This is a genomic window from Janthinobacterium sp. GW822-FHT07H10 (genome assembly GCF_058798675.1).
This window is the reverse complement of the sequence record NZ_JBXAKS010000012.1, coordinates 153,170-169,850: the sequence shown is the minus strand read 5'-3', so window position 1 is coordinate 169,850 and position 16,681 is coordinate 153,170. Positions and strand designations below refer to the sequence as shown.

Annotated in this window: 18 protein-coding genes; 9 read left to right on the top strand and 9 right to left on the bottom strand. The window is 61.0% G+C overall.

Annotated features, from left to right (window positions below):
* Positions 1-22: 22 nt before the first annotated feature.
* Both AC1RDJ_RS23510 and AC1RDJ_RS23505 read right to left on the bottom strand, forming a co-directional pair.
* On the bottom strand, positions 23-355 hold the full coding sequence (locus AC1RDJ_RS23510) for a hypothetical protein (protein WP_493028865.1): 333 nt from the start codon (positions 353-355) through the stop codon (positions 23-25).
* Positions 356-562: 207 nt separating this feature from the next.
* Complete coding sequence (locus AC1RDJ_RS23505; protein ID WP_071323044.1) at positions 563-871, bottom strand: hypothetical protein; 309 nt, start codon at positions 869-871, stop codon at positions 563-565.
* A gap of 211 nt (positions 872-1,082) precedes the next feature.
* Here AC1RDJ_RS23505 and ligD point away from each other — a divergent pair, with 211 nt between their 5' ends.
* The 3 genes from ligD to AC1RDJ_RS23490 all read left to right on the top strand — a co-directional run bounded on the left by ligD (position 1,083) and on the right by AC1RDJ_RS23490 (position 5,053).
* Positions 1,083-3,581 carry a DNA ligase D gene (ligD, locus tag AC1RDJ_RS23500; RefSeq protein WP_493028864.1) on the top strand — a complete coding sequence of 833 codons (2,499 nt, stop codon included), beginning with the start codon at positions 1,083-1,085 and terminating at the stop codon, positions 3,579-3,581.
* Positions 3,582-3,648: 67 nt separating this feature from the next.
* Positions 3,649-4,128, top strand: a complete 480-nt coding sequence (locus AC1RDJ_RS23495; RefSeq protein ID WP_289886011.1) for an Rrf2 family transcriptional regulator — start codon at positions 3,649-3,651, stop codon at positions 4,126-4,128.
* Positions 4,129-4,138: 10 nt separating this feature from the next.
* Positions 4,139-5,053 (top strand): NAD(P)/FAD-dependent oxidoreductase, encoded by a 915-nt coding sequence (locus AC1RDJ_RS23490; RefSeq protein ID WP_493028863.1) that lies wholly within the window; start codon positions 4,139-4,141, stop codon positions 5,051-5,053.
* A 6-nt stretch (positions 5,054-5,059) separates the two neighbouring features.
* Here the strand turns inward: AC1RDJ_RS23490 and ku are convergent, their stop codons facing one another.
* Positions 5,060-5,968, bottom strand: a complete 909-nt coding sequence (gene ku / locus AC1RDJ_RS23485) for a non-homologous end joining protein Ku (protein ID WP_493028862.1) — start codon at positions 5,966-5,968, stop codon at positions 5,060-5,062.
* A 3-nt stretch (positions 5,969-5,971) separates the two neighbouring features.
* Positions 5,972-6,958, bottom strand: a complete 987-nt coding sequence (locus tag AC1RDJ_RS23480; RefSeq protein ID WP_071323049.1) for an SDR family oxidoreductase — start codon at positions 6,956-6,958, stop codon at positions 5,972-5,974.
* A 126-nt stretch (positions 6,959-7,084) separates the two neighbouring features.
* Between AC1RDJ_RS23480 and AC1RDJ_RS23475 the strand changes: the two genes are divergently transcribed.
* From AC1RDJ_RS23475 to AC1RDJ_RS23450, 6 genes are all read left to right on the top strand, one after another.
* The gene (locus AC1RDJ_RS23475; protein WP_071323050.1) at positions 7,085-7,654 is read left to right on the top strand and encodes a TetR/AcrR family transcriptional regulator; all 570 of its coding nucleotides are present in this window, start codon (positions 7,085-7,087) and stop codon (positions 7,652-7,654) included.
* A gap of 66 nt (positions 7,655-7,720) precedes the next feature.
* Positions 7,721-9,361, top strand: coding sequence for a SulP family inorganic anion transporter (locus tag AC1RDJ_RS23470; protein WP_493028861.1), 1,641 nt, complete (start codon positions 7,721-7,723; stop codon positions 9,359-9,361).
* A complete protein-coding gene (locus AC1RDJ_RS23465) occupies positions 9,358-9,747 on the top strand; it encodes an Imm1 family immunity protein (protein ID WP_493028860.1) in 390 nt (129 codons plus the stop codon). Before AC1RDJ_RS23470 ends, AC1RDJ_RS23465 begins: the two co-directional genes overlap by 4 nt.
* Before the next feature lies 1 nt (position 9,748).
* Positions 9,749-10,009, top strand: a complete 261-nt coding sequence (locus AC1RDJ_RS23460) for a hypothetical protein (RefSeq protein WP_289886017.1) — start codon at positions 9,749-9,751, stop codon at positions 10,007-10,009.
* Positions 9,999-10,376 carry a DUF2750 domain-containing protein gene (locus AC1RDJ_RS23455; protein WP_493028859.1) on the top strand — a complete coding sequence of 126 codons (378 nt, stop codon included), beginning with the start codon at positions 9,999-10,001 and terminating at the stop codon, positions 10,374-10,376. The genes AC1RDJ_RS23460 and AC1RDJ_RS23455 overlap by 11 nt, the downstream gene beginning before the upstream one ends.
* Entirely contained in the window at positions 10,369-10,548 is a 180-nt protein-coding gene (locus AC1RDJ_RS23450) for a hypothetical protein (protein ID WP_493028858.1), read from the top strand. The genes AC1RDJ_RS23455 and AC1RDJ_RS23450 overlap by 8 nt, the downstream gene beginning before the upstream one ends.
* Before the next feature lie 4 nt (positions 10,549-10,552).
* Here the strand turns inward: AC1RDJ_RS23450 and AC1RDJ_RS23445 are convergent, their stop codons facing one another.
* The 5 genes from AC1RDJ_RS23445 to AC1RDJ_RS23425 form a co-directional block, all read right to left on the bottom strand.
* Complete coding sequence (locus tag AC1RDJ_RS23445) at positions 10,553-11,032, bottom strand: GNAT family N-acetyltransferase (RefSeq protein ID WP_493028857.1); 480 nt, start codon at positions 11,030-11,032, stop codon at positions 10,553-10,555.
* A 73-nt stretch (positions 11,033-11,105) separates the two neighbouring features.
* Entirely contained in the window at positions 11,106-12,230 is a 1,125-nt protein-coding gene (locus AC1RDJ_RS23440; RefSeq protein ID WP_493028856.1) for a T6SS immunity protein Tli4 family protein, read from the bottom strand.
* Positions 12,231-12,233: 3 nt separating this feature from the next.
* Positions 12,234-14,087, bottom strand: coding sequence for an esterase/lipase family protein (locus AC1RDJ_RS23435; RefSeq protein ID WP_493028855.1), 1,854 nt, complete (start codon positions 14,085-14,087; stop codon positions 12,234-12,236).
* Complete coding sequence (locus tag AC1RDJ_RS23430) at positions 14,084-14,386, bottom strand: hypothetical protein (RefSeq protein ID WP_493028854.1); 303 nt, start codon at positions 14,384-14,386, stop codon at positions 14,084-14,086. The genes AC1RDJ_RS23435 and AC1RDJ_RS23430 overlap by 4 nt, the downstream gene beginning before the upstream one ends.
* A 48-nt stretch (positions 14,387-14,434) precedes the next feature.
* Positions 14,435-16,678 carry a type VI secretion system Vgr family protein gene (locus AC1RDJ_RS23425; RefSeq protein WP_493028853.1) on the bottom strand — a complete coding sequence of 748 codons (2,244 nt, stop codon included), beginning with the start codon at positions 16,676-16,678 and terminating at the stop codon, positions 14,435-14,437.
* Positions 16,679-16,681 lie beyond the last annotated feature (3 nt).

The following is a 16,681-nucleotide window of genomic DNA, read 5'->3' as shown; positions in this document are numbered from 1 at the left end:
GGGGTAATAAAGTGAGAGGGGATTACTTCGCTGGCGCGGCTTCAGCGGTGGCCGAGGCCAGTTTTTCGTCAGCCTTGGCCTTGGTTTTCTTGGCTTTGTGGTGCGCCTTGGCCTTGGCGGCGGTCGCTTCCGTTTTCGCGCTGGCGACTTCCGTCTTTGCGGCGACGACAGCCTTGGCTTCTTTCGCATCGGCTTTGACGACGGCTTGCGCTTCCTTGGCGTCGGCTTTCACGACGGCCTTGGTGTGGGCCGCTTCCACTTTCGCGGGAACCGAGGCTGCCGGAGCGGCAGGCGTTTGGGCGAAGGCTGCGGTAGCGAACAGGCCGGCGATCAGGGTAGCAATTACTTTTTTCATGGTGCAGTCCTCGGTGGTGGTTTGTCTGGTGTGCCGGGATGATTCCCGTGTCACTGAGCATAAAACGCGGCCAGGAAGCATACAGTTGACCTCGTTTACACTTTCTTACAATCGCGTGAATTAAGCACCGTTGATGCAAAATGTGGGCATGAAAATGCAAAAAGACAGCCGAAGCTGTCTTTTTGCGTGGCGCGGAACGTGCGCGGATTACTTGGCTGCTGCGGTCGCTTCAGCTTTTTCTTCGGCGGCTTTCGCTTTCGCTTTTTTGGCTTTGTGATGGGCCTTGGCCTTGGCGGCGCCGGCGTCAGCCTTGGCGCTGGCTACATCGGCCTTGGCGTCGGCGGCAACAGCGGCTTCCTTGGCGTCGGCCTTGACGACGGCTTTGGTTTCCTTGGCTTCTGCTTTAGCCACTTCCTTGGTGTGCTTGGCTTCGGCCTTGGCAGGCACGGCTGGCGTTTGAGCAAAGGCTGCGGTAGCGAACAAGCCGGCGATCAGAGTAGCGATTACTTTTTTCATGGTGCAGTTCCTCGAGAAGTGGGGTTGTAGTTCAGGAGATCAATCCCCTGTCACTGAGGCAAAAACGCGCCGCAGGGCAATAGCGTTGACAGCTATTTCAGGTAATTACAAACACTTACATTTGCCGCCCCGGGCACTCTGTTAGCTGGCGCACCGCGCCGCCGCCCTCTGCGGCCTAGACTCGGGACCATCATCATTGCATGGGTTCGCCATGAAAGCCGCCTTGAAGGCCTACCGCTCCAAGCGCAACTTCGCCGTCACGCCGGAACCGGCCGGCGGCGATGAGGAAGCGGGCGCGGCGCTCGCTTTCGTGATCCAGAAGCACTGGGCCAGCCGCTTGCATTACGATTTCCGGCTGGAACTGGACGGCACCATGAAAAGCTGGGCCGTGCCGAAAGGCCCCAGCTACGACACGCACGACAAGCGCATGGCGGTGCAGGTGGAAGACCATCCCGTTTCGTACGCGCGCTTTGAAGGCACGATTCCCGAAAAACAGTATGGCGCTGGCAAGGTCATCATATGGGACAAGGGCACATGGCAACCGCAAGCGGCCACGCCGGACGCGCGCAAGGCGCTGGCGGCCGGCGAGCTGAAATTCACCCTGCACGGGCACAAGATGCATGGCAACTGGGTGCTCGTGCGCATGAAGGGCAAGGGCGACCAGCGCAGCGAAAAGCAGCCGGCCTGGCTGCTGATCAAGGAAAGAGATGCATACGCGCGGCCGGCTGTCGAATTTTCCGTCGTCGACGAGTTTCCCGACAGCGTCAGGAACAAGGCCATGCCCAGGCCACGGAAGGCCGCCGCTCCGCCCGCGGCGCCGCTGCCCGCCACCTTGGCGCCGCAGCTCGCCACCCTGGCCGATGCGCCGCCGCCCGATGCGCAGGACTGGATCTTCGAGCTGAAATTCGACGGCTACCGCATGCTGGCCCGCTGCGATGGAAAACATGTTGATTTGATCACGCGCAACGGCAATGACTGGACGGCCAAATTGCCGGCATTGCGGCAGGCGCTGGAAAAGCTGGGCTTGCCGCCGGGCTGGTATGACGGCGAAATCGTCGTCAACGGAGTGGATGGCCAATCCGATTTCGGTGCCCTGCAGCGCGCTTTTGACGCGGCAGCCACCAGCGCTATCGTGTATTACCTGTTCGACGTGCCGTACTTCGACGGCCACGACTTGCGCGGCCAGCCCGTCGAGGCGCGCCGCGCGCTGCTGGAGCAGTTGCTCGGGCAATTGCCGGCCTCGCCCCTGGTGCGCTTCAGCGCGGCGCTCGACGCCGGGCCGCGGGAGTTGCTGGCCCATGCCTGCAAGCTGGGGCTCGAGGGCGTGATCGGCAAGCGGCGCGGCTCGCCGTACGCGGCGCGCCGTTCCGGCGACTGGATCAAGCTCAAGTGCGGACTGCGCCAGGAATTCGTCATCGGCGGCTATACGGCGCCGCAGGGTGCGCGCGAAGGCATCGGCTCGCTGTTGCTGGGCGTGTACGACGCCCACGGCCAGTTGCGCTACGCGGGCAATGTGGGCAGCGGCTTTGACGATGCCACTTTGCGCGAGGTGCGGCGCCGGCTCGACGCGCTGGCCGTCGATGCCAGCCCGTTCGCGGGCAGGGCGGGCGGCGTGCGCCAGCCGCTGTGGGTACGGCCGCAACTGGTGGCCGAGGTCGGTTTTGCGCAATGGACCAGCGCTGGCGCCGTTCGCCATGCCGTGTTTCACGGTTTGCGCCTGGACAAGAAGCCGGCCGACATCGTGCGCGAGCGGGCGCAGCGGATCAAAAAGGAGACGGCGATGCAGGAGAAACAGGAGAAACAGGATATCGAACCGGACGGCTTGCTGCCGGCCAGCTTCAAGGTCAGCCATGCCGGGCGCGTGATCGACAGGGACAGCGGCGCCACCAAGATCGACCTGGTGCGCTATTACGCGCTGGTCAGCAAGCTGATGCTCGTGCATTTGCGCGGGCGGCCCGTGTCGCTGGTGCGCGCGCCGGCCGGCGTCGGCGGCGAGCTGTTTTTCCAGAAGCATGCGGATGCGTCCAGCATGCCCGGCGTCAAACAGCTCGATGCGCGTCTGGACCCGGCACATGCGCCCATGCTGGAAGTGGCGACCATGCAAGGCCTATTGTCGGCGGCGCAATGGAATGTGGTGGAATTCCACACGCAAAACGCGCTGGCCAGCGCCTACGACACGCCGAACCGCCTGGTGTTCGACCTCGACCCGGGCAAGGGCGTGGCCTGGCCCGCCATCCGGGAAGCGGCCGTGCTGCTGCGCGCCTTCCTGACGGAGCTGGGCTTGCCCGCGTTCCTGAAGACCAGCGGCGGCAAGGGCTTGCACGTGGTCGTGCCGATCCGGCCGAAACACGATTGGGACACGGTGAAACGGTTTTCACAAGCGATCGTCGAACACATGGCGCAGCTGATACCACAGCGCTTCGTCGTGAAAAGCGGTCCGGCTAACCGCGTCGGCAAGATTTTCATCGATTACCTGCGCAATGGGCGCGGCGCCACCACCGTGTGCGCGTGGTCGGCCCGCACGCGCTCGGGCCTGGGCATTTCCGTGCCGCTGGCCTGGGAGGAACTCGATGCATTAACAGCGGGCGACGCGTGGAACGTCGGTAACGTGCACGGCCGTCTGGACGTCGGCAATGCGCCGTGGGCCGGCTATGCGCGCAGCGCGAAAGGCATCGACGCTGCCATGAAAAAACTCGGCGTCGACGCTTGACCCGGCTGCGGATGGCAATAAATGCAGTTTACTTGCGTTTAATTTTATTCGTAACTATACTTGTTACATGAAAACACCGAGCCGCCTCTCCACCGTCCTGCATGGCCTGCTGCACATGGCCGGGCAGGTGGAACCCATGACGTCCGAAACCCTGGCGCAATGCCTGCACACGCATCCCGTGGTGGTGCGGCGCAGCATGGCCAGCCTGCGCCAGGCCGGCCTCGTGCACTCGCTGCGCGGCCATGGCGGCGGCTGGTCGCTGGCGCGGCCCCTGTCGGCCATTAGCCTGCGCGACGTGTACGCGGCCCTGCAGGAAACGCTCAGCGTGAAGGTCGACATCGGCGCACCCCATGCGCAATGCCTGGTCGAGCAAGCCGTCACGCGCGTGCTGGCCGACGCCTACCTCGAAGCGGAAGCCCTGCTGGTGGCGCGCCTGGGCGAGATCAGCCTGCAAGCTCTGCTGCTCGACATAGGCAATGGCGCGCCGTTCATCGCCGGCGGGCCGCCGCCGGCAGGCTTGCTGGCCCATCCCCCCACCCCATCCTGAGGAATCGACCATGTTTGACGTCATCATCATCGGCGGCAGCTTTGCCGGCCTGTCGGCCGCGCTGCAACTGGCGCGCACGCGCCGTCCCATCCTTGTCATCGACGCGGACGCGCCGCGCAACCGTTTTGCCGCCCACGCGCACGGCGTGCTGGCGCAGGACGGCAAGCCCGGCGGCGTCATCCTGGCCGAAGCGCGCGCGCAGCTGGCCGCCTACCCGAACGTGACGCAGTTATCGGGCACGGTGCGGCAGGCAGAGGCTCTTGCTTCCGGCAAGATCGCCTTCGCCGTCACGCTGGACGATGGCAAGCGCGTCGCAGGCCGGCGCCTGATCCTGGCCACGGGCGTGCGCGACGTGCTGCCTGAACTGCCGGGCGTGGCCGAACGCTGGGGCCGGACGGTCTTGCATTGCCCGTATTGCCATGGCTATGAAATCGGCGGCGGCCCCATCGGCGTGCTGGGCCGGCTGCCCGCGTCCGTCCACCAGGCCAGCCTGATCGCGGACTGGGGCGACGTGACCTTGTTTACGGCCGGCATGCCGCCGCTCGATGGGGAAGCGCTGCAATTGCTGGCGCGGCGCAAGGTGGCGATAGAGAGCGTGGCCGTCACGGCCATCGAGGGGGCGGCGCCGGCCATCGACGGCCTGCGCCTGGCCGATGGCCGGCTGGTGCCCTTGCGCGCGCTGTTCCTCGCCGCACCCGTGCAGCAAGCCAGTCCCCTGGCGCAGCAGCTGGGTTGCGTGCTGGAAGAGGGCATGATGGGGCCCCTCGTGCAAGTGGACGCCATGAAGATGACGTCCGTGCCGGGCGTGCATGCGGCCGGCGACGCGGCGCGCGCCATGGCCAATATCACGTTTGCCATGGCCGATGGCGTGATGGCGGCCGTGGGCGCCCACCATGCGCTGATCACGGAGGAGGGGCAGGCTTGATGCCGGTCAGGCGGCCTTGCGGCGGGACGCGGCCGGCTTGCGCGCGGCGGGCTTGGCCACGGTGTGCGACGCCCGCTTCCCGCTAATGCCGGCAGCGCTTTTGCGCGCTGCGGCGGGGGCTTTCCTGCCCAGGCTTTGCTGCAGCAGGGCCACCAGGTCGATCACATTGCTGCCGCGGTCTTCTTCCGGTTCGGGCGCGGGCGGCGTGATGGTCTTGGTCTGCTTCGCCTTGATTTTCTTTTTGACCAGCGCCAGCACGTCTTCGCGGTAGCTGTCGTGGTATTGCTCCGGGTCCCAGGCTTCGCTCATGCCATCGACGAGGGATAGCGCCATCTTGAGTTCCTTGTCGCTGATGCCGGCCGCTTTCAGGGTGCTGCCGGGCAAGTCCAGGTCGTCCGTGGGACGCAGCTCGTCGGCATAGCGCAGGGTGTTGAGCACGATGGCGTCCTTGACGCACACGAGCGCGCACAGGTGCTGCTTGGTGCGCATGACCACGCTGGCGATGCCCACTTTGTTGGCTTTGCGCAAGGTTTCGCGCAGCAGCGCGTAGACTTTCTCGCCCCCTTTCGCGGGCAGCAGATAGTACGGGTGTTCATAAAACGTCAGCGGCACTTCGGCCGCATCGACAAAGGTGAGGATGTCGATGGTTTGCGTGGCTTTCACGTTGGCCTGCTTCAAGTCTTCATCGGACAGCACCACGTATTCATCCGTCTTGTATTCATACCCCTTGATGATGTCGTCCCATTCGACTTCCTTGCCCGTCTGCTTGTTGTAGCGCTTGTAGCCGATGGGCGCGAAGTCGCGCCGGTCCAGCATGGACAGATCCAGTTCATGGTCGAGACTGGCTGAAATCAGCTCGACGGGGATATGCACGAGGCCAAAGCTGATGGCGCCTTTCCACAGTGCGCGCGCCATCGCCTATTCCCCCACGCTGCCGGTGACGGGCAGGACGATGCCCGTGATGTAGCTGGAACAGGCGGGCGAGGCCAGGAAGACGTAGGCGGGCGACAGTTCCTCGGGCTGGGCCGGGCGGCGCATGTCCGTGTCCGCGCCGAATGTCTGGATCTCTTCCGGCGATTTGTCGGCCGGATTGAGCGGCGTCCACACGGGGCCGGGCGCGATGGCGTTGACGCGGATGCCTTTTTCCAGCAGGTTGCCGGCCAGCGCCATGGTAAACGCATGGATGGCGCCCTTGGTGGTGGAATAGTCGAGCAAGTGTTTCGAGCCTTGCAAGCCCGTCACGGAACCCGTGTTGATGATGGCCGCGCCCCGCTGCAAGTGGGGCAGCACGGCCTTGGCCATGTGGAAGTAGCCGTAGACATTGGTCTTCATGGTCAGGTCGAAGCGCTCCTCGCTCAGGTCGAGCAGGGATTCCGCGTGTTCCTGGAAGGCGGCGTTGTTCACCAGCACGTCGATATGGTTGAACTTTTCCATCACCTGACTGACGGCTTGCTGGCAAAAACCGTGGTCGCGCACGTCGCCGGGGAGCAGCAGGCAGCTCTGGCCTTCCGCTTCCACATAGCGTTTCGTTTCGTTGGCATCTGCGTGCTCGTTCAGGTAGATGATGGCCACGTCGGCCCCCTCGCGCGCGTACAGCACGGCCACGGCGCGGCCGATGCCCGAGTCGCCGCCCGTGATGATGGCCACCATGCCGGCCAGCTTGCCGCTGCCGCAATAATCGGGCGCCAGGAAACGGGGCTTGAGCTGCATGGCCGCTTCGGTGCCGGGCTTGGCCAGGTGCTGGGCGGGCAGGGGCGCGCCGGGCTGGCTGCGGCTGCTCGTCTGCACGGGCTGCTTATTGTCCACGTTGGCCGCCCTGGGCGGCCTGGCGGCGTCGCGCTGGTCCTGCTCGTGCTGTATCGTGCGCTGCAAGTTGCCCGCGGACTGGTCCTTGTTCTCGTTCATGCTGGCCTCCCTCAAAACGAAGGTCCAGTATCGGCGCGGCAGGGGCGCCATACGGTGCGCTTGTTAACAGAGTGGCGCAAACAGGCGTAAAATTATATGATGGTTGACCTTATTGTGGGAGGCAGCATGAAAGTGAGCAGGGAACAGGCGGCGCTGAACCGCGAGCGCATCGTTGAAACTGCGGCCAGGTTGTTTCGCGAAAAGGGCTACGATGGCATCGGCGTGGCCGACCTGATGAAGAATGCGGGCCTCACGCATGGCGGCTTCTATGGCCATTTTGCCTCCAAAGAAGATCTGATGGTCGAGGCATGCCAGCATGCGCTGGATAAATCCTTGCAAGGGTGGCAAGCCAAGGTCGAGCATGACCCCAAACAGGCGCTGCCGGCCATCATCGACAACTATTTGACGACGAAGCACCGCGACCAGCCCGGCACGGGCTGCCCGGCGGCGGCCATGGGCGTGGACGTGGCGCGCATGTCTCCCGGCGCGCGTCCCGCGTTTACCAGGGCGACGCAGCGGCAGTTCGCGCTGCTGGAAGGCTTGTTGCCGGAAGGCGATCCCACGCAGCGGCGCCAGCAGGCGATCGCCACGTTTGCCGCCATGGTGGGTGCCATGGTGCTGGCCCGTTCCGTCGATGACGACGGCCTGTCGGCGGAAATCCTCGCGGCCGTGAAGGCGCAATTGCTGCCGGACTGATCACGCGCCCCTGTCAGCCGGCCGCGCCGCATGATAGGCTTCGGTTTTCAGATTTCGGGATCATTCATGCTGCTCTGGCTCAGGCAATACCGGCGTCCTCTGTTGGCCGGAGACATCACCGCCGGTATCGTGGTGGCCATGATGATGGTGCCGCAAGGCATGGCTTACGCGCTGGTGGCCGGCTTGCCGCCCGTGGTGGGCATCTACGCCAGCATCTTGCCGCCCGTGCTGTACGCGTTTTTCGGCAGCAGCATGACGCAATCGGTCGGCCCCATGGCCATCGTCTCGCTGATGACGGCCGCCGCCCTGGCGCCGCTGGCCGACCCCGGTTCCTCCCTGTACATCGTGCTGGCCGCCCAGCTGGCCTTCATCAGCGGCCTCGTCCTGCTGCTGTGCGGCGTGCTGCGCCTGGGCTTCATGGCCAGCTTCTTATCGCGTCCCGTGATCAGCGGTTTCAGCAATGGCGCCGCCATCCTGATCATCTGGGGCCAGATCACGCCCTTGCTCGGCGCGAGCCTGCCGCACTGGCATGCGCCCAGCCTCGTGCTGGGGCTGGCCAGCCTGGTGTTCCTGTGGCTGGCCAAACGTTATCTGTCGCGCCTGCTGCAACGCTGCGGCCTGAATAGAGTCGCCGCCGACGTGGGCGCGCGCCTGGCGCCGATGCTGCTGGTCATCAGCGGCATCGTGCTGGTCACGTATTGCGGCCTGGACCGCATGGGCGTGCAGACGACGGGCCACGTACCGAGCGGCTTGCCGGGCCTGAACCTGGCCACCTCGGGCGCCCATTGGCGCACCTTGCTGTCGCCGGCGCTCTTGATCGCCTTCATCGTCTTTTTGATGAGCATGTCCGCCGCGCAGACGCTGGCGCAAAAGCGCGGCGAAAAGCTGCACACGAACCGGGAACTGCTGGGCCTGGGCGCGGCCAACGTGGCCAGCGCGCTGTCGGGCGGCTTTCCCGTTACGGGGTCCATTTCGCGCTCGGCCGTCAATTTCCAGGCGGGCGCCAACACGCCGCTGGCCAGCATCATCACGGCCGGCCTGCTGGCGCTGGCGCTGGTGGCGCCCACAGGCTGGCTGGCCCTGCTGCCGTTGCCCGTGCTGGCGGCCACCATCATCTTTGCCGTGTCCAGCCTGCTGGACTGGGATACCTTGAAGTTGTCGTGGCGCTATGACCGCAGCGATGCGCTGGCCCTGCTGGCGACGACGGCCGGCGTGCTGGTGCTGGGCGTGGAAGCGGGCGTCGTGATCGGCGTGCTGCTGTCGATGGGCACCCTGATCTGGCGTGCCAGCCGCCCCCATATCGCCGTGCTGGGCCGCATTCCGAATAGCGAGCATTTCCGTAACGTCGAGCGCTACGAGGCGCAAACCCTGCCCGACGTCTTGCTGCTGCGCATAGACGCGGGCTTGTTCTTCGGCAATGTCGAAGCCGTCACGGAGCGCGTGGAGGACGAGTTGCGCGACCATCCGACGGCACGCCACCTAGTGCTGGTCTTGTCAGCCGTCAACCAGATCGACAGCACGGCCTTGCTGGGCTTGATCGAGCTCAACAGCGCGCTGAGCAAGCGCGGCATCAGCCTGAACCTGGCCGAAGTGAAAGGCCCCGTGATGGACCGCCTGCGCCAGAGCAGCCTGCTGCAAGACCTGAGCGGAAAACTGTATCTGAGCACGGCGCTGGCGACGACGGACCTGAGTGGAGGAAACGCATGACGATGGAACTGAATCTGCACGGCGATGCGCGCGCCGTCGACACCGTCCTGGCGCTGGAACAGGCGCTGGCGGAAGCGCGCGCCCTGGCCCAGTGCGAACTGTGGCTGACCCTGGCGGCGGACGCGGAGCAGGGTCCGGCCCTGTGCATGCTGCGCAATGGCGGCAACGCCTGGCTGATGTACCTGTCGGGGCAGGACGACCTGAGCTTTCATTCGCTGGGCGACGAAGATGCCGACGGCGCGTGCAGCTATCTGCTGGCGAATGGCCAGGTGGACGAGTATCCGGAAGCCTGGTGCGTGGACGTGGCGCTATGCCATCGGGCGCTGGCCGAGTTTGTCGCGACGGGCGGTGCGCGTCCCGCCAGCATCGCCTGGCAGGCGGATTGACATGCCGCAAACCATCATCGCCGACATCGACAGGGACTTGTACGCCGCGCTGGACGCCAGGGCAGGCTTGCTCACGCTGCGCGCCATCCTGCTGCGCTACAAGGCCAGTGGCGTGACGGCCGCGCAAGTGGCCGGCCTGCTGCAGGAACTGCGCCCCGCCACGCAGGAGGGGCCGCTGGAAGACGCGATACTGGACGCCCTCGACATGGTGACGGGCTGGTGCGGGCCGGCGTTAAGGGTCTGGGACGACCATGCATCCTGAAAAAGTCAAACAGGTGGCACAGTTGCCGGCGCAGCAGCGCTACGGCTATTTCGTGCGCAAGGCGGCCGATACGCAAGAAGTCTGGGGTTTGTATCACGATGGCTGGGCCACGGCGCACGCACACGGCAAGGTGGCGATACCGTTCTGGCCCGAAGCCGCGTTTGCGCAGGCGTGTGCCAGCGGCGACTGGGCCGCTTACCAGCCGCGCGCCATCGCGTTCGCTGATTTTCTGAACAAATGGTTGCCCGGCATGCAGGAAAATGATCAGCTGGCTTTTCTCTTTCCCGTGCCGCAAGGCAGCGCCAGCATCGCGGCGCCTTGCGATTTGCTGGCGGACTTGCAGCAGGAGGCAGAACAATATGAGTGAGCGCAATGAACGCCTGGATGCCTGGTATGACGGCTCGGCCGTCTGCCTGATCGCCGTCGGCGCGCACGGCGACCCGCTGGACCTGGGCGACGACGAAGTGCGCGCCCTGATCGCGAAGCTGCGGCGCTGTCTGGCCGAGTCCGAAGCAGCTTCGGCGGCGAGCGAAGACTGACGGTTCAGGCCGCCGCCAGCGCCTTTTCCATCGCCACGCTGGCCAGGCTGATGCCGCTCGGGTGCGCATACGCTTCCTCGCGCAAGGCGATAAAACCGGCAGCAGCGTAAAACGGCACGGCGTTCAGCGAGGCGGACAGGTGCAGGCGGCCGATGCCGCGCTGGCGCGCCAGCTGCTCCAGCGCCGCCAGCAACCGCTTGCCGATACCCAGCCCCGCGCGGGCGGGATCGACGAAGACGGCATCGACTTCATGTTTATTTACGTCCAGCATGGCATAGCCGGCGATGACCTCGTCCTGCATCGCGACGATGCCGCCACCTTCGGCCAGCATGGCTGCATACGCGTCCGGCACGGGCGAAGCCGTCCACACGGCAATTTGCTCGGGCGCATAGTGCGCGGCGCAACTGACGCGCACGGCCACGGTGCGCAGGGCCCACAGGGCGGCTATGTCGGCGGGCAGGGCGGGGCGCAGGGCGATGGTCATGGACGCTTTCCAGGCAAAGGCCCATGCTAGCGCAATGGCTGGCATCGCGCCAGCAAGAGTGTATTTGTCCAGTTCACTCCCGTTCTGGATTGTCCGGATCAATGTAATACGACCCCGTCGGCGCGCCCGGCACTTTTACGCGGAACTTCAGGCCGGACAGCAGTTTGTCCCACAAGGCGATGGCCTCTTCGTCAGTCAGCGACGCGGCCTCGGCGGCGCCGACCATGTTGTGGGCGACTTTGGTGAACATGGATGCCTCCAGCACCGAAGGATAAGCGATGTCACGCGGCGTGCCCACCAGTGCCCACTCAAAATCATGCACGCCATCGGTCCGTCGTATCAACGATTCCTCGCCATGCCAGTGCTGAACGTCGCGCTTGCCCTCGCGTAGCAGTGTGCGAGCGGGGTAATTTTTTCCTTGTTGTTGTTTTGCCTGCTGGATACGAGCAAGCAACGATAATTCGCCGCGTACCTTTGTATCATATTCAGCAGGTGAATAATCGCCATAGGCGTCTTTATTTGAAGTAACAGAGAACGTCACATCTGGAAAACTGGGAAAATATAAGCCGACATCTGCCATTTCTTGAGTATTATAATTACTGTCGATCATGAATCCGCCGTCTAAGCAATGGCCCGATGCTGCAGGAATTTCATCTTGGTTGCGTAGGCGCAGACTATTCGCTCGTATTAACTGTGTGGCAGCCGTACTGGTAATCGTTTCACCTTTTGAAGTGAAGCCGCTAAGAACAAATGTAATATCTCCTTTGTTGATGTAAGTACTGAAGAAAGCATTGCCGTCTTCTTTGGAAAATTTATTATTAAAGTAGCGAAGTTGCCAACTATTTTCGATAGGGCCATTTTCATTAAATATAATTTCTGAAGATTGACTATTTTCTTTTATTTCATTTATGTCTTCTGCCATCTTTTCATTTTTTGCTGCGATCCCACCTTTTATAACTTCAATTTTCGATGGGGAAGAAATGTTTCCATATATTAATTCTGTTTCTTTCGGAACTTCTATAGCATAACGTCCAAAGCATACAATCTTTGTTTTTAGAAAAAACACTTCCAAACGTTTGCTAAATTTTAATTTATGCATTTGGAGATCCTTGCCTATATCTTTTTGTGAGCATGCGGAAAGAAATGTCACCGCTATAAGCATGACAATAGAGAAACTTTTTATTTTTTTTGTATTCATCAATCAACTCCATTTTGCTTTTTTTGCAATTTGTACGATGGAATATAACATAGATGCGAGTACATTCGGATCGGCATAACTATTCTGGTGTTCGTAACCATTTGCTTCCGCTATGCCATGTACGAATATTGTGCCGGTGATATGTTGAGCGGAGCGATCTGACGGTACTGTTCCATCACCGCGTGCGCTAGCTGGCTGTAGCCTTAACTTTAAGAATTTCCCTCCTGCTTGGACAAGGAGTTGTCCCTTGCTATCATCTTCAACTAATTTCCATTTTTCAGGTAGCGGCTCGAATTTATTCCAAGGATCGTTAGAGCCACTGTGAAGCCCTTCAGTTAATTTAAATACGATATCGCCATAACTTAAGAAATTTCTAGATGAGCAATAGCTTGCATAAGTGTTTGGATGAAAAACTTTCTCTATGGATGATAGAAATTCTGATGCTAATTTTAATCTATTAATTACCATTTCTAGGCCGCCTCCTTTGTCTGGTGGTATACTTGCGGGATTTATCCAGTTCGGATTGATGAGTCGCCACCATGCACTGGGTGGCTGCAGATAAATACTCTCTAGCGCAGTGGATTTTTCGCGAGGCCAACTCCATAAAACTTTATCCTGGGCATCCACAATTTTTAGCCAGTTCTGGCCATATGCCACGCCTGGCATCATTTCCAGTGGTGCCGGTGCATTCGCCAGGATCGCGGTGGCGTGTACACCGTTGATACCTAGGATTTTGGCCTCTATTTCGGCTATGGAACCTTCCCTTTCCTGAAAGCCAAAACGCATGCGTTTATACGCTCCTGCTGCCCCAATGGTTGGCATTACATTGTGATAAATTCCAAGGATTTTTACATCTTTATCGTCAAGCATCTTTCCATAACTGGGATGTATCAACGCCCGGGCCAGTAAGCCACCCATGCTATGCGTGACGATGATGACCTCGTCACATCTGAATCCGCGGTTTTTATAACCTTTGACTAGACCACGTATTCTCTTTGAAATAGTGACGGCAGAGACTCCATTGCTCTTGATGAAGTTGTACCCCATTGCATGCACTGGATACCAGCAGGATGAAATCTTCTTTAGGTCGTTGGCACTAATGGCCTTGCCAGATGACGCACCAAACGTTGTGGGGTCTCGCATTAGCATGGCACCAAGACCACTTGTCCTACGCCAGAACGGATGTACCTCTCCGTTGGAAATCATATTGTTTAGATGCTGCTCTGTGGTACGCAACATGGTTCCGTATGCGCCTTCGAAAAGCACTTCACTCCACCCACGCCAGCGTGCTATTTGGGCGGGACTTTGACGGGCGCGCGCTTGAGCTTGCAATGGTCCCGTTCCCGGAGGTATTCCGGAGGAACCAATCAAGGGGGGGATGGGGGAGAGGCTATCGGGCACATTTTGATGACGTGCATCGGCAGCCTTGGTTTCCGCGCCGTCTGGATCAAAACGGCTGTTGCTTTCGGTATAGTGGTAGTACTCCACTTCGTTTTCGGTGGGATCAAATATTAACTGGCGCTGCCGTGGCGACGCATCTTTGAACCAGCCACCCAAACCATTGCCTGTGAGTATAGCCGTCGTGCCTCCCGCACCCATCATATCGTCGGGTCTCCAAGCCCGATTGTCTGGACGGCGTAATTCTTCTTGGCGAACCTTGCTCATTCGTAGATTGCTACCCATCACACCAGGCAGGAAAATGACCGGAATTACTTTGCCTGGCGGTATGGTGACCTCATGTCGGGCGGTATCTTTTGTTTCAGTCATCAAAACAGCGAGTTCTGCCCACCCACCCACACCCTGGCTAAGCTTTGCAGGATGATTGCCTCGCTTATTTAATTCGTCGCTGTCGCTCACGGCAGTTCTCCCTTATAGCGAATGATGTAGCTGTCCAAGCCGGTAGATTTTTGTAGTTGCGTGGAACCGTCTTCTGCGCTTTTGCCGGCCATGTTGCCGTCATCGCGCAGGATTTCAAAAGCAATGCCAGCGGCCGGCGTATCATCGGCATTCATCAACAAGACCTCCTGATCGAAGCTGCTGTGCGGCCGTTCGTTGAACTCCTGCGACACACTCTTCGGTGCCAGGGTTTCCAGGTTGCCGTTGAAGAGCACCGGGGAGGAGGTGAAGAACTGCACCTTGTCGCTGATTTCCAGCATGTGGTTGGCGCCGTGCAGGCGTACGCCTTTCTTGCCCTTGATGTCGACTCAGTCCGCCTCGCTGATCAGCGACAAGACTTTTTTGGCGATGATTTCCACTTCGTCGCTGTGGGCCTGGATGGACACCTTGCCGCTGGCGGCAATCAGTTTCATGCCAGCCTTGTGCACGAACAGGCTGAAGGTCTTGGCGATGCTGGCAAAGACGCTGTCGCCGCTGGCGAGTGAAATATTTTTGCTGCTGGTGAGCGCGACGTGTTCGCTGGCGGCCAGATGAATCGACTGGCCCGTGCTTAGTTCGATACCGGCCGGGCTGGCCAGCAGCAAATGCGGTTCGGACAGCTCCGGGAAATCGCCCGCGTTGCCCTTGATGGCAGCGTTTTGCCGCTGGATGGCCTCGGCCACGGCACCTTGTTGCGCGGCGCCGTCTTGCGCACCTGCGTCGACGGCCATGCCGGCTAGTCCCTCTTGCAGTTGGCGCGCTTGCGCCAGGCGGGCCTGTGTTTCGTCGAGCTGTTTGACTGATCCGGTTCCTGTTGATGTTTCTGTGGTGATCAGCATGCCTTTGGCTGCGCGCAGGGCACCCCAGGCGTTGCTGGACAATTCAAAGCCTTCCCCGCGCGCTTCCTTGCGTCCCGTGTTGTCGTCTATGCGCGTGATATTGCCCAATGACAGCCGGCTATCCTGGTGTTCGCTACGCAACTGTGCCTGGATCGCGTCCTTGGTGTCGTCGAGTACAAGGTGGTTGGCGCTACGGGCTCCCATTCCTCGGCTGCGCAAGCCGGACAGGGCGCGTTGCTGCGGCAGTTGCCACGGCGGTGGATTGGCGTTGTTGTAGACCGCGCCGATGACGATAGGGTGGTCAATATTACCGTCTTGAAATTGCACGACGACTTCCTGGCCCACGCGCGGCAAGGCGATTTGTCCCATTTGCGGGCCAGCCATCGGCATCATGACCCGTATCCATGGCGAGCTGTGCTCATCGAATGACCCCAGGCGATCCCAGTGAAATTGCAGGCGGATGCGTCCAAGCGCATCGGTATGGATTTCCTCTCCGGCCGGTCCGACCACCAGCGCCGTTTGCACACCCGCAACGATGCACGGCGAGCTGTTGTAGCCGCGTCCGGGACGCCAGCGGATGTCCCTGCGCACGCACACCATATTGTTGACGTAGTGGGAAGGGGCGCCGGGGCTTGTTTGATAGTTATTGCTAGCAATATGTTCGACCGAGATAATCAGGTATTCGCGTTCGGCGATACTGTCCTGACGTTCCTGGCCAGGCTGGCAGCGCTTTTCCCTTGCGCTGAAATGCTCATCGAGCCTGAAGCACAATCCAGCCTGAGCGCTGCGGTGATTGCCGCCAGCCTCGAAATACTGGCACAGATAGTCGCTTTCTTCCATGCGGCGCTGTGCCAGGGACTCTCCGTCATCGACATTTTTATAGCCATAGGCACCCGTGTTTTCATAGAGTTCGTGGGCGAATACATCGCCCTGGCGATTCAGTGAGTAGCCGCTGGCAAGGCGGGGTTGTGGACTTTTATAGTCGAAACTGGCCAAGGTCAGCTGCCCGGAACCCAGGCGGCGCACTGCCCGCCATTGTTGCAGGCCATCGTCTTCCATGGAACCTGACCCGGAGTGAAAGCGCATGGCGCCGTCACCGGACGGTGTTTCAACCAATTCAGCCAGTGTGCTGTTATCCCCCAGCCATAGCGTATGGCCATCGGCGCGGTGCTCGTACCAGTAGTGCCAGCCCAACGCCTCCCAGCGCCGGTGCAGGTGGTTGTAGTCGGTTTCATTGTGCTGGTTGGCGCATGTGATTTGCGGGTCGTCGCCGCAGATACTGGTTTTCCAGTCGCGCTGCGCGTAATGCGCAAACGTTGTTTCGGTCAACTGCATCACGCTTTGGCCATGAAAGGACACATTGTCCTGGCGTAGCCGGGCGAAGGCCAGCCACGGTTGCAATACCATCCGGTACCACGCAAAGCCGCCATCGGCGCGCAGCAGGCAAAATTCGCCCACATAGCCGTTAAAGTGGCGCAGCGTGCCATCGTCGCGGACCATGGAAATGGTCACCATGCGTCCCATCATGGCTTTCAGGGCAATGTGCGCGTCGTCGGACAGTAGTTCGGCCTCGAAACGGAAGTCGCGTGATATTTCCTCCCTGGCGGTCAGCGCATTGACCAGCAGGATGGCGCCGTCCGGTCCATCGTCATGGGGGAAAGCGATCTTCAGCAGGCGCCGCTCTTGCGCGGCGAAGTCAAAGGCGGATAGTGCCGCCTGGATGCTTGCGTGCATGGG